This is a genomic window from Polyangium jinanense (genome assembly GCF_028435265.1).
In the GTDB taxonomy this organism is placed as follows: Bacteria; Myxococcota_A; Polyangia; order Polyangiales; family Polyangiaceae; genus Polyangium; species Polyangium jinanense.
Window position 1 is genome coordinate 46,515 of record NZ_JAGTJK010000012.1, and the last position, 12,118, is coordinate 58,632.

Below are 12,118 nucleotides of genomic sequence, written 5' to 3' on the forward strand. Positions count from 1 at the left end.
TAACGGTGCGGGCAAACGGGACCTCGACGTCGTCGGACCACGCTCTTCGCAAACCGCCTTCGGGATGAGAGTCGGGCAGGTCCTCGCGCAGAGATTCCGCGTCGACGCCCAGGTCGGGGGCGGCGGCATGGGGCAGGTCTATCGCGCCTTCGATCTCTCCAGCGGCGAGATCGTGGCCGCGAAGATCCTGAACGACACGGCGCCCGAGACCGTGGCGCGGTTCGAGCGGGAAGGCCGGGCGCTCGCGCGGCTCTCGCACCCCGGCATCGTCCGCTACGTGGCGTACGACGTGATGCCGGACGGGCAGCCATTCCTGGTGATGGAGTGGCTCGAAGGCGAGGATCTCGCGCAAAGGCTCGCGCGCACGCACCTCACGGTCCCCGAGACGATCACGCTCGCGACGCGCGTGGCCGAGGCGCTCGGCGCCGCGCACGCGCAGGGCATCGTCCACCGTGACCTCAAGCCCGGCAATGTCTTTCTCGTTGGAGGTCGAAGCGAGTCGCCGAAGATCCTCGATTTCGGCATCGCGTTTTTCGGCGGCAGCGCCCGCATCACCGCGACCGGCACGATGATGGGCACGCCGAGCTACATCGCGCCCGAGCAGGCGCGCAGCGGCGGCGTGGTCGACGCCTCGGCCGACGTGTTTTCCCTCGGATGCCTGCTCTTCGAGTGCCTCTCGGGCCGGCCTCCTTTCCAGGGCGATCACTTCGTCGCGGTGCTCGCGAAGGTCATCTTCGAGGAGGCGCCGCGGCTCCACGAGCTCGGCGTCGTCGTGCCCCCGTGGCTCGACGAGCTCGTCGCGCGCATGCTCTCGAAGGAGCCCACGCGGCGGCCGCGCGACGGCGCCACGCTCGCCCGCGCCCTCGAAGCCGAGACGATCGACGACGACGGCCTCGACGACGTGCCGCCGCGCTCGCTCGGCAAGCGTGAGCGGCGCTTCCTCGGCGTCGTGCTGCTCGGCCCGCCCGCGTCCGCGCCGCCCATCACCTCGACCTCGAAGACGCTCGCGGTCTCCACGCCCGACACGATGCGCTCGGTGGTCACGCGGTTCGGCGCGCACCTCGAGCTCCTCGCCGACGGCACGGCCGTCGTGATCCTGGACCACACGAGCGTGCCGACGGACATCGCCGCGCAGGTCGCCCGGTGCGCGCTCGCGCTGCGCGAGTTTTTTCCGGGGGTGCCCATCGCTGTGACCACCGGGTGGTGCGAGCTCGGTCGCGGCCTGCCGGTCGGCGAGGCGATCGAACGGGCGATCTGGCTCCTGCACATGGAGGGACCCGTCCCCGGGCCACGCGTCGCGATCGACGAGACCACGGCGGGCCTGCTCGACAGCCGCTTCGACTTCGTCGAGCTCGCGCCCGGCGGCTGCGAACTGCGCGGCGAGCGCGTCTCGGCCGAGGCCTTCCGCCCGCTGCTCGGCAAGCTCACGCCATGCGTGGGGCGCGAGCACGAGCTTGCCCTGCTCGAACAGAGCTTCACGAACGCCGAGAACGAACCTGCGGCGCTCGCCGTGGTGGTCACGGGATCTGCCGGCATCGGCAAATCGCGCCTCGTGCACGAGTTCATCGAGCGTCGCAAGCGCGCGGCCGCGCCCGTCGAGATCCTGTGGGGCCGCGGGGATCTGCAGCGGGCCGGCTCCACGTTTGGCCTGCTCGCCGACGTGCTCTGGCGTGCGGCCGAGGTGAAGGGCGGCGAGCCGATCGAGGTGCGGCGCGAGCGCCTCGCCGCGTTCGTCGCGCGGCACGTCCCCGAGCGCGACCTGCGCCGCGTGACCGAGTTCCTCGGCGAGCTCTCGGGCATCCCGTTCCCCGACGAGGACAGCCTCCCGCTCCGCGCCGCGCGCCAGGACCCCGAGCTCTGCGGCGAGCAGATACGACGCGCATTTCGTGATTTCCTACGCGCTCTTTGCGCCGAGCGTCCCGCGCTCATCGTCGTCGAGGACGTGCACTGGGGCGATCGCGCCTCCGTCTCGGCGCTCGAAGCGGCGCTGCGCGAGCTCGCGGACGAACCCATCTTTCTCGTCGCGACCGCGCGTCCCGAGGTCGAGCAAGTGTTTCCGCAGCTCTGGGTCGAGTGTGGCCGCCAGGAGATCCGGCTGAAGCACCTCTCCGTGAAGGCGAGCGCCCGGCTCGCGCGCAAGGTGCTCGGCGACGCGGCGGAAACGCCTCTCATCGAGCGGCTCGTGACCCTTTCCGAGGGGCATCCGTTTTTCCTGGAAGAGCTCGTCCGGGCCGCATCCGAGGATTCGCTCGGCGAATCCTTGCCGGAGACGATCGTGGCCATGGTGCAGACGCGCCTCGAGCGGCTCGAACCGCGCGCGCGTCGGGCTTTGCGCGCGGCGAGCATCCTCGGCGAGGTCTTCTGGCGTGGCGCCGTCGTGCACATGGTCGGCGAGGGCGATCCGAGCAGCGATCCGCTCGCCGCGCTCGTCGCCGGCGAGATTTGCTCGAAGCATCGGGAGAGCCGTTTTCCCAAGGACGAGGAGTACGCCTTCCGCCACGCGCTCCTCCGCGAGGGCGCGTATGCGCTCCTCACGGACGACGATCGGGAGCTCGGCCATAGGCTCGCCGGCGAATGGCTCGAACGGGCGGGCGAGACCGATCCATTGATCCTCGCGAACCACTTCGAGCGCGGCGGCCGGCTCGATCGGGCGGGCACGATGTACATCCGCGGCGCGGAACAAGCGAGCGCGCGGCGCAATTACCCGGACGCGGAGCGTTACTTCGCGCGCGCCGACGAGCTGCTCTCCGGTTTGCCCGCGGTCGCGCGGCGCGCGCGTGGCCTCGCGCGGTTTCGGCGGGGCCAGTACGAGGACGCCGTTACCGAGCTTGCGGCCGCGCGGGCCCAGGCCGAGGCGGCGGGAGATGTCCTCTTGCAGGTCGAGCTCTTGCTCGACGAGTCCATCGTCTTCGACTGGATGGGCGACGTGAAGCGCGCCGAGGAGCTCGTCCTCGACGCGAAGGCGCGGTATGTCGAGGGCACCTCGCCGCTCGTCGACGCGCGCCTCCTGCTCGGGCTCGGGCGCTCCTCGCACCGCGCCGACCGCAACGAAGAGGCGGCGCGGGACCTCCTCGCCGCGGCGGAGAGGGCGGCGGAGCTCGGGGAGGAGGGCTACGAGACGCGGACGATCGCGCTCCTCTTGCTCGGGTTCATCTTGCCGGGCCTCGGGCGCTCCGACGAGGGGGCTGCCGTTCTCGACGAGGTCATTCATGGCTGCGAGGTCCGCGCCGACCTCCTTCACCTTGGCGGCGCGCTCGCCAACCGGGGCCTCGTCCGGGCTTGCCGCGGCGATCGGGCCGGGCTCATCGCCGATTACGAGCAAACCATTGCCATCGGCCGCGAGATCGGCCAGCCCACGCTGGAGCTCATCGGGCATTACAATCTGGGTGAATATCTTTACCTGATGGACGACCTCCCCGCGGCCGAGCCATACATCCGCTCCGCCGCGGCCTCGTTTCCGCGGCCGAACATCGGGGCGCACCCTGCGATCGTCAAGTTGCTCGAAGCCCGGGTTCACCTTTATCGCGGCGACGAGGCTTCTGCGGCGGCGATCATAGCGGCCATTCGCAAGGAGCAGGTGGAAGCGCGGGCACAGGGGACCGAGATTTTGGCGCCCTCCGAGGAGGTCCTCTGCGCCATGGTCGAGCTTGCCACGACCGACGCGTCGGCGGAGCGCTGGGACGAGCTCGAAGAGCGCTCGACGCGGTGCTCGGTGGGACAGGAGCGGCTCGAGGTCCTCGAAGCGCGGGCGCTCACGGCGCTCCGCCGGGGCCGGCGCGACGACGCTGCGCGGCACCTCGAGGCCGCGCTCGACGTGGCCTCGCGGGTTGCGAACGTCATGACGCCGCGGCTCCGGCGTGCGCTCGTCGCGGCGAAGGGTTGAGGGCGAGCACCCTTTCGTTTCGTAAGGGCCGCATCAGGTTTTTACTGTATGCAATGCGTCGCGATCGTGCGCCGACGCACCCTTCTTATTTGGCGTCGCGTGGCACTTGCGCATGTTGAGCAATTTCGGCGCAGTGGTTTCGCCATTTTTGTGCTTGCTTCGTTCTTGGAATGCATCTAGACATAATGGAATGTCCGGAAACTCTGCGACATTCGGCTCCGTTGGTTTCTTGCTGCAGGAGCGGAGGTCAATCATGCGTGTTCTCGGTCGAGGGGCTCAGCTCGTGGTTTTGGCGGCGGCTCTTGGAGGGTGCACCGCGGAGGTGGGGCCGGAGGAGGATGCGGTCGGGGTTGCGGAGGGCGAGATCGTCAAGACCAATGCGCTCAACGTGAATGCGCTCAACGTGAACGCGCTCAATGTGAACGCGCTCAACGTGAACGCGCTCAACGTGAACGCGCTCGATCCGGATTCGCTCTCGGCGATCCGGAATCCTGGGGCGAACGGCGACCTCGCCCGCGAGTTCGTCAAGTACGCCGTGAGCTGCGCGCTCAATGCGGGCCAGACGTTCGAGTTCTCCTGGACCGACGCGCAGGGCGTCGAGCACCCCGAGGTTTACGTGGGTGCGCTCGGGCTCTCACCGGACTGGCACACGGGCCCGCTCGACCTGACGGGCCAGCGCATGGTGAGCGCTTGCCTCGCGGGGCTCACGAATTACTACGGCACGCACGTCACCATCTCGATGCGCGCGCCCGAGGTGCCTTTGAAGGTCATCGACCCGGCCGAGCTCACGAACTACCCGAACATCGAGGGCGCGTTCTGGGGCAACCTCTGGGGCGATACGTCCTATGTCCACGCCTGTTACAACGCCGATACGATCGCGAACTCCCGCGCCCATTCTCGCGACTGCGCCGCGGGCCACCTGAACCCCGACAACTCCATCGACGAGTGCGGCCTCATCGATATCGTGGGTCCGTGCAGCGAGGTCTGCGAGCCGGTGAACGGTGAGACGGGCGCGTACCCCTCGTGCATCGTGCACCCGGGGCAGGATCCCACCATGACCGAGCACATCATCACGACCGCGCTGCCCTGAACGGGCCCTTTCCCACCGGCACCGTCCCGTACACCCCCCCCTCCATCGCGCGCGACCGGCCCGATGCTCGCGCCGCGCAACGCGTTGTGCCCTCCGATCATCCAAGCACGAACCCGTCGGCGATCCGTCCGGCACTCGAAGCGGTCGTCCACGGGGTTCGAATCCGTACAAGGGAGGGCTTATGCAAGTTTGGTTCAGGACGATAGGGCTCCTGGTTTGCTTATCGGGTTGTGCAGGGGTCGGCGAGATCTCCGAGGACGTACTCGAGGCCGAGGGCGTGCTGGTGCAGGGTAACAAACTGGCCGCGAACTCGCTCGCGTTGAACTCGCTGGCGCTGAACGGAATTGCCCTGAATGGGATCGGGCTGAATTCGATGGATCCGACGTCGCTTTCGGCCATCCAGGACGCGGGCGTGAAGGGCGCGCGTGCGCGCGCGTTCCTTCGTTACGCGATCGGCTGCGCCTTCGCGCCCTCGCAGAGCTTCGCGTTCACCTGGTGGGACGCGGCGCGCGTCGCTCACGAAGAGACGTACCACGGGGAGCTGGGCGTCGCCCCCGGCTGGTCCACGGGGCCCCTCGACCTCCAGGGGCAACGCATGGTGAGCGCCTGCGTGGCTGCGCGGGTCAACTATTACGAGGTGCCGGTGCTCATATCGATCCGATCGACGCAGCCGCCCCTCGAGGTCCCCGGGGACAAGGAGCTCGACCATTTCCCGGACGTCGAGGGCGCGTTCTGGGGCAACCTCTGGGGCACCGCGCCCGCCATCTACGCTTGCTACAACAGCGAGACCGTCGCGAACTCCCGCGGGTGGAGCCGCGACTGCGCCGCAGGGCATTTGCGCGACGACGGCACGATCGAGGAGTGCGGCATGATCGACATCGTCGGCCCCTGTAGCGCCGTGTGCGGACCTTTGATCAGCGGCGGTCGATACTACCGATTATGCGGTGACAAACCTGACGGGAAAGGCAAATCGAAAACGAACCTCGTCGTGACGACCGCGCTGCCCTGATCGCCGCTCCGACCCGGACACCTTTCCGCGCAGCGTGCGACCGAGCCGCGCAACGCATTCCAGCCAGAGATCATCGAAGCCCGATACCCCCCGCGGACGAACCGCCCCGGGGAGAATGCCGTTCCTTGGAGGTGGACATGCGAGCTTGGTCGCCGTTGATGATGCTCTTCGCGTTGACCCCCGGTTGCACCGCTTACATCGACGAGACTTCTGATGACGTCATGGAGGCGGAGGTCGCGCTGGTGCAGGGAAACCACCTGTCTTCGAACGCGCTCGCGCTCAATTCGCTCGCGCTGAACGGGATCGCCCTGAACGGGATCGCGCTGAATACCCTCGACCCGAAGGCCCTCACGGCGATAGAGGACCCGGGGTCCAATGGCACGCTTGCCCGTCGTTTTCTCAAATATGCGGTCGGCTGCGCCTTCACCACCTCGCAGAGTTTTTCCTTCTCCTGGACCGACGCGTCGAACGTGGTCCACGACGAGACGTATTGGGGCGAGCTCGGCGTCGCGCCCGGCTGGGCCACGGGGCCGCTCAACACACAGGGGCAGTACATGGTGAGCGCCTGCCTGGCGGCCCGCGTCAATTATTACGAGGTGCCCGTCGTCATTTCGATCCGATCACTCACCGAGCCCTTGAAGACGCTCAGCGGCAGCTCGGAGCTCGCCGCGTATCCGGACGTCGAAGGCGCGTTCTGGGGCAACCTGTGGGCGCCCACGCCATTTCTTCACGCCTGCTACAACAGCAATACGGTGACGAACTCCCGATCCTGGAAACGCGATTGCGCCGTGGGGCACCTCGTCGCCGGCGGAGGTGTCGAGGAGTGCGGGATGATCGACATCGTCGGTCCCTGCTCCACGGCGTGTCAGACCTTGAACGGCGCGGGTCAGTATTATCCGTCCTGCACCGAAAGGCCCGGCCAGAGCTCGACGACCACGAAGTTCGTACTTACCACTGGATTGCCCTGATACCACCCCGAAAGTGCAGTCTCTCTTTCCACGCCTTCCTCCGTTCCAGGCGGGCTCCACACCATTACATTCGACCCGGTCGGATATCGATTGTCGTTTCCTTCCCGATGGCCCCTGGACGCGGGAAATCCTAGGGTTACGCTTCCCCTTGTGCGGCCGGGAGAAGTGCTCGGTGGGCGCTTCCGCGTCGAGGCGCGTGTCAATGCAGGGGGGATGGGCGAAATCTTTCGCGCCATAGACCTCGTGACCGGTCACGTCGTCGCCGCGAAGATCCTCGTCGCCGTTTCTCCCGAGAGCCTTTCGCGCTTCCGTCGCGAGGCGCAGATCCTGGAGCGCCTCTCGCATCCCGGCATCGTCCGCTACGTCGCCTACGACACGTCCTCGGCGTCGAGCCCGCTGCTCGTGATGGAATGGCTCGAAGGCGAGGACCTCGGGCGCAGGCTCGCCCGCGGGCCGCTATCGCTCCGCGAGACCCTCACGCTCGGCCAGCGCCTCGCCGAGGCCCTCTCCGTCGCGCACGACGCCGGCGTCGTGCACCGCGATCTCAAGCCGCAAAACGTCTTCCTCGTGAACGGAGCCGTCTCCGAGCCGCGGATCCTCGACTTCGGCATCGCGCATTGTGGGGAAGCTTCGCGCATCACGCAGACCGGCACCGTCATCGGCACGCCGAGCTACATGGCACCCGAGCAGGTCCGCAGCGGCAGCATCGTCAAGGCGAGCGCCGACGTCTTCTCGCTCGGATGCCTGATGTTCGAGTGCATCACCGGCGCGCCGCCCTTCCGCGCCGATCACACGATCGCCGTCCTTGCGAAGATCATCTTCGAGGACGCGCCCCGCCTCGCCGAGCGCGCGCCCGCTGTGCCCTCGTGGCTCGATGGCCTCGTCGCCCGGATGCTCGCCAAAGACCCGCTCGGGAGGCCACAAGACGGCGCGGCCGTGGCGTTCGCGCTCGCCGCCGAGAAGGACCTCGAGCCCCCGAGCTCGGAGGCCCCACGCTCCTCCGCGCCTCGATCGACGCTCGGGGAGGGCGAGCGGAGGTTCCTCGGCGTCGTGCTCCGCGGCCGCCGTGATATCGCGCTCGGCCCGTTCGGCCCGACGACCACGCTCGCCTGCAACTCGCCCACGGACGACCTCGGCGCGATCGCCGAACGCTTCGGCGGACACCTCGAGGTCTTCGCGGACGGCACCGCGGCCGTGGTGATCGATCGGACGCGCGTGCCCACCGACGTCGCGGCCCACGTCGCCCGCTGCGCGCTCGCGCTCTGGGAGCGGGCGCCCGGCGCCGCCATGGCCGTCGCCGCGGGCTTTGGCGAGCGCGCGCGGGGCGTGCCCGTCGGCGAGGCCATCGACCGCGCCGCGCGGCTCCTCCACGCGCGGGGCGGCGAGGCCCGTATCGCCCTCGACGAGACCACGGCGGGCCTGCTCGACGCGCGCTTCGACGTCGAGGCCCAAAAGCGCGGCGGCTTCGCGCTCCTCGGCGAGCGCGCGAGCTTCGAGGTCTCGCGGCCCCTGCTCGGCAAGGCCACGCCTTGCGTCGGCCGCGAGCACGAGCTCGGCCTCTTCGACCTCACCTTCGGCGCCTGCAAGAACGAGCCGGCCGCGCGTGTCGTCGTCGTCTCCGGCCCCGCGGGCATTGGCAAATCGCGCCTGCTCCACGAGTTCGTCGAGCGCCAGCGGGCCGCCGTCGAGCCCGCCGAGATCTGGTTCGGCCGCGGCGATCCCTTGCGCGTCGCTTCGAGCTTCGGCCTGCTCGCCGAGGTCCTGCGCGGCGCCTCGGGCATTCGCGGCGGCGAGCCCCTCGCGCGCCGCCGCGAGTTGCTTTCCGCCCGCGTCGCGCGCCGCGTCCCCGAGCGGGATCGCCGCCGCGTCGCGAGCTTCCTCGGCGAGCTCGCGGGCGTGCCTTTTCCGGACGACGAGGACTTGCCGCTCCGCGCCGCGCGGCAGGACCCCGAGCTTTGCGGCGAGCAGATGCAGCGCGCCCTCCGCGATTTTTTGCGCGCGGAATGCGGGGACAAACCCTTGGTCCTCCTCCTCGAAGACGTGCAATGGGGCGACCGCGCCTCGCTGCTCGCGCTCGACGCCGCGCTCGAGGGCCTCGCGTTCGAGCCGATCTTCCTCCTCGCCTCGGCGCGCCCCGAGATTGACGAGCTCTTTCCCGGCCTCTGGTCGAGCCGCGGCCGGCAGGACGTGCGCCTCCGGCAGCTCTCGCCGCGGGCGTGCGTGCGCCTCGTTCGCCACGCGCTCGGCGAGCTTCGCTCTGGGCTCGAAGAGCGCCTCGTCGCGTCCTCCGAGGGGCATCCGTTTTTCCTGGAAGAGCTCATTCGCGCCGAGGCCGAGGGGCGCGGCGGCACCCCGCCCGGGACGGTCGTGGCCATGGTGCAATCACGCCTCGAACGATTGGAGCCGCGCGCGCGCCGCACCTTGCGCGCCGCGAGCATTCTCGGCGAGGTCTTCTGGCGTGGCGCGGTCGCGCGCCTCGCGGGCGAGGACGACGAATCCGTCGCGCGTGACCTCGCGGCCCTCGTCTCGCACGAGATCGTCACGCGCCAGCGCGAGAGCCGCATTCCTGGCGAACCCCAATATGCGTTCCGACAGGCGCTCTGGCGCGAGGGCGCATATGCGATGCTCACGGACGAGGATCGCACGCTCGGCCATCACCTCGCGGCCGAATGGCTGGAGGAGAAGGGCGAAGCCGACGCGCTCGTCCTGGCGGAACATTTCGAGCGCGGCGGCGCCTCGGCGCGGGCGGCCTCGTTTTACCTGGCCTCGGCCGAGCAATCGGCGGCCCGCAAGGATTACCTCGACGCCGAGCGATGTTATGGCAAGGCCGAGGCGCTCTGGGGCGAGCTCCCAACGCGCGCGCAGCGCGGCCGTGGCCTCTCGCGTTTTCGCCTCGGCCGCTTTCACGATGCGCTCACCGAGCTTGCGCGGGCGCGCGAGGGCGCGGCGCGGCGCGGGGAGGCGTCGCTCATCGTGGAGCTTTACCTCGACGAGGCCATGGTGCTCGACTGGATGGGCGAATATCGCGAAGCCGAACGCCGCGTGCTCGCCGCGCGTATCGAGGAGCAGGCCCTCCCTTCGCGCTCGCCGCTCCTCGAAGCGCGCCTCTTGCTCGGCGTCGGCCGCTCGGCATTGCGTGCCGAGCGCGAGGAGGAGGCCGCGGACGAGCTTTCGCGCGCGGCCGAGCTCGCGAGCCGCCTCGGCGACGAGGGATACGAGACCTACGTGATCGCGCATCTGCTCCTCACCTACCTCCTGCCCTTGCTCGGCCGGGTCGACGAGGCCGCGGCATTGCTCGACGAGGTCATTCGCCGCTGCGAGGAGCGCGGCGACCTTTTGCACCTCGGCGCCGCGTGGAACACGCGCGCCATGGTCCGGGGCATTCGTGGCGATCGCGAGGGCATGATCCGGGACTTCGAGCGCACGAGTGAGCTCGGCCGCGAGCTCGGCCAGCCGACGATGGAGCTCGCGGGTCATTACAACCTGGCCGAGCACCTGTACTGGATGGACGACGTCGAGGCCGCCGAGCCCATGATTCGCGCGGCGCTGGCCGTCGCGGCGCGGCGTGCCGGCTGCGTGCGTCCGGCCATGCTCGCCCTGCTCGACGCGCGTATTGCCCTCGCCCGCGGCGATGCGCGGACGGCGCGGGCCATTGCCTCTGCATTGCGCGGGGGCGCGGCCGAGATGTCGCCCTCGGAGGACGTGCTTTGCGCGATGATCGAGCTCGCGACGGGGGACGACGGGGGCTCCCTTTCCGACATCGAATCGGCGTGGGAGGCGCTCGAAGCCCGCTCGGCGCGCGCGAGCGTGGGGCAGGAGCACATCGAGGTGCTGGAGGCGCGGGCGCTGCATGCGTCTCGCCTCGGCCAGCGGGAGCGGGCGATGCGTCAGCTCGAGAAAGCCATCGCGGCAGCGTCGCGGATTCCGAATGTGATGAGCGAGCGGCTGCGGCGGAGGCGGGACGAGCTTGCGTGCCTGGGCGCGGCTTGATTCAGCCCTCGTGGCCGCGTCGTCTGGCGTGTCTCGTGGAGCAGCCCCGCGAGCTTCTGCGCGACGGGCAGGAGCCCGCCGGTGGTCCGTTCATGGGACGATCCGGGCTCGCCGGAAGCTGGGTGCAGGGATCGCGGGTATGGGTGGGTCGAGCCCGACAGCCGTGGGCGCCCCAATCACGGGGGCCATCCACCGTGAGGAGGACCACGGACGGCGCTGTGGCCGTCATGGGCCACAGCGCCACGTGGGTGGAAATCAGTTGACGTTCGTCGCTTCGTCGTAGAAGCGGAGCTGCGCCACCTTCAAGCCGTTGTTGTCGTAATCCCAGAGGAAATTCTCGTATCCATCGGCGAAGAGCGGCACACGATCGATGTCGCCGTCGCCGTCCACGTCCGCGTACACGTAGAGCAGCTCCTTCGAGACGTTCGTGAACGTCTGCTTGCCCTTCGTGCGATCGAGCTCCATCGAATAAACGCTGCAGTACTCCTCCGCCTCGTCCGTCGGGCTCGTCACCGTCTCGGTCATGCACGTCGTGGTCGTCGATGAGCCGCCGGGCGTACCGAGCGGGCGCGCGAACACCGAATACGAGGTAATTCCGTCGTTATCGGCGTCGGCCGCGGGGAGCTCGAATTTCGCGCCGTTGGCGTCGGTGCCGTTGGCATCGAGCACGTTGAAGGACGGACCCTCCGCGAGGTAAATCTGCGCCGGTCCGTCGAGCGGCACGAAGATGCGGCTGCCACTGTTTCCCGTCATATCCGGGTTCTTGCCCTTCGGAACGCCGATGATGTTGAGCGTGTGATGCGAGCCGCTCGGGGCGCCATTTCCGTTCGCCTGCTCCGCCACGCCGAGATCTCTTTCCTCGTGCAGTTCGGACGCGCAGCCGAACAGGAGAGCGCAGAGAGGAAGAGCAGCAAAAGTGAATTTGATCGTGTTCATTGGGGGACGGCCTCCTTTTTGGGAGCCGGGGGCTCCATGTGTTGGCGCATTCTCCCATGGCACCAGCCATACCAAGTTTTATATGTTTTCCTCGCCGTCCGGACGCGCGCCCTATGTGCAATGCAAGCGCGGTGGTCATTCAGCTGTGCATGAGCTGCCTTCTATGGTCTGATTGCACGGCGAAGTGACCACCAAGTGATGTGACCCACGTGCTCACAGGGGAGAGGTTACGCTGAGATCGT

The 12,118-nt window shown here is 68.8% G+C and carries 7 protein-coding genes; 5 read left to right on the forward strand and 2 right to left on the reverse strand.

The annotated features are described in order from the left end of the window. Positions 1-64 precede the first annotated feature (64 nt). The gene (locus KEG38_RS22755; RefSeq protein WP_272421829.1) at positions 65-3,883 is read left to right on the forward strand and encodes a serine/threonine-protein kinase; all 3,819 of its coding nucleotides are present in this window, start codon (positions 65-67) and stop codon (positions 3,881-3,883) included. Between the two features lie 33 nt (positions 3,884-3,916). Here the strand turns inward: KEG38_RS22755 and KEG38_RS22760 are convergent, their stop codons facing one another. Continuing rightward, positions 3,917-4,138 carry a hypothetical protein gene (locus KEG38_RS22760; protein WP_272421830.1) on the reverse strand — a complete coding sequence of 74 codons (222 nt, stop codon included), beginning with the start codon at positions 4,136-4,138 and terminating at the stop codon, positions 3,917-3,919. Between KEG38_RS22760 and KEG38_RS22765 the strand changes: the two genes are divergently transcribed. The 4 genes from KEG38_RS22765 to KEG38_RS22780 all read left to right on the forward strand — a co-directional run bounded on the left by KEG38_RS22765 (position 4,137) and on the right by KEG38_RS22780 (position 10,940). Next, the gene (locus tag KEG38_RS22765; protein WP_272421831.1) at positions 4,137-4,973 is read left to right on the forward strand and encodes a hypothetical protein; all 837 of its coding nucleotides are present in this window, start codon (positions 4,137-4,139) and stop codon (positions 4,971-4,973) included. The two genes, KEG38_RS22760 and KEG38_RS22765, sit on opposite strands and share 2 nt — an antisense overlap. A 181-nt stretch (positions 4,974-5,154) precedes the next feature. Next, on the forward strand, positions 5,155-5,982 hold the full coding sequence (locus tag KEG38_RS22770) for a hypothetical protein (protein ID WP_272421832.1): 828 nt from the start codon (positions 5,155-5,157) through the stop codon (positions 5,980-5,982). Between the two features lie 137 nt (positions 5,983-6,119). Next, entirely contained in the window at positions 6,120-6,950 is an 831-nt protein-coding gene (locus KEG38_RS22775) for a hypothetical protein (protein ID WP_272421834.1), read from the forward strand. Positions 6,951-7,115: 165 nt separating this feature from the next. Next, on the forward strand, positions 7,116-10,940 hold the full coding sequence (locus KEG38_RS22780; protein WP_272422025.1) for a serine/threonine-protein kinase: 3,825 nt from the start codon (positions 7,116-7,118) through the stop codon (positions 10,938-10,940). Between the two features lie 255 nt (positions 10,941-11,195). On the opposite strand, the gene KEG38_RS22785 is transcribed toward KEG38_RS22780, so the two are convergent. Further along, positions 11,196-11,876: a hypothetical protein gene (locus KEG38_RS22785; protein ID WP_272421835.1), complete on the reverse strand. Its 681-nt coding sequence runs from the start codon at positions 11,874-11,876 to the stop codon at positions 11,196-11,198. Positions 11,877-12,118 lie beyond the last annotated feature (242 nt).

Coding starts and splice junctions, on each gene's coding strand:
- KEG38_RS22755 (WP_272421829.1), top strand. CDS start 65: ATGAGAGTCGGGCAGGTCCTCGCGCAGAGATTCCGCGTCGACGCCCAG.
- KEG38_RS22765 (WP_272421831.1), top strand. CDS start 4,137: ATGCGTGTTCTCGGTCGAGGGGCTCAGCTCGTGGTTTTGGCGGCGGCT.
- KEG38_RS22760 (WP_272421830.1), bottom strand. CDS start 4,138: ATGATTGACCTCCGCTCCTGCAGCAAGAAACCAACGGAGCCGAATGTC.
- KEG38_RS22770 (WP_272421832.1), top strand. CDS start 5,155: ATGCAAGTTTGGTTCAGGACGATAGGGCTCCTGGTTTGCTTATCGGGT.
- KEG38_RS22775 (WP_272421834.1), top strand. CDS start 6,120: ATGCGAGCTTGGTCGCCGTTGATGATGCTCTTCGCGTTGACCCCCGGT.
- KEG38_RS22785 (WP_272421835.1), bottom strand. CDS start 11,876: ATGAACACGATCAAATTCACTTTTGCTGCTCTTCCTCTCTGCGCTCTC.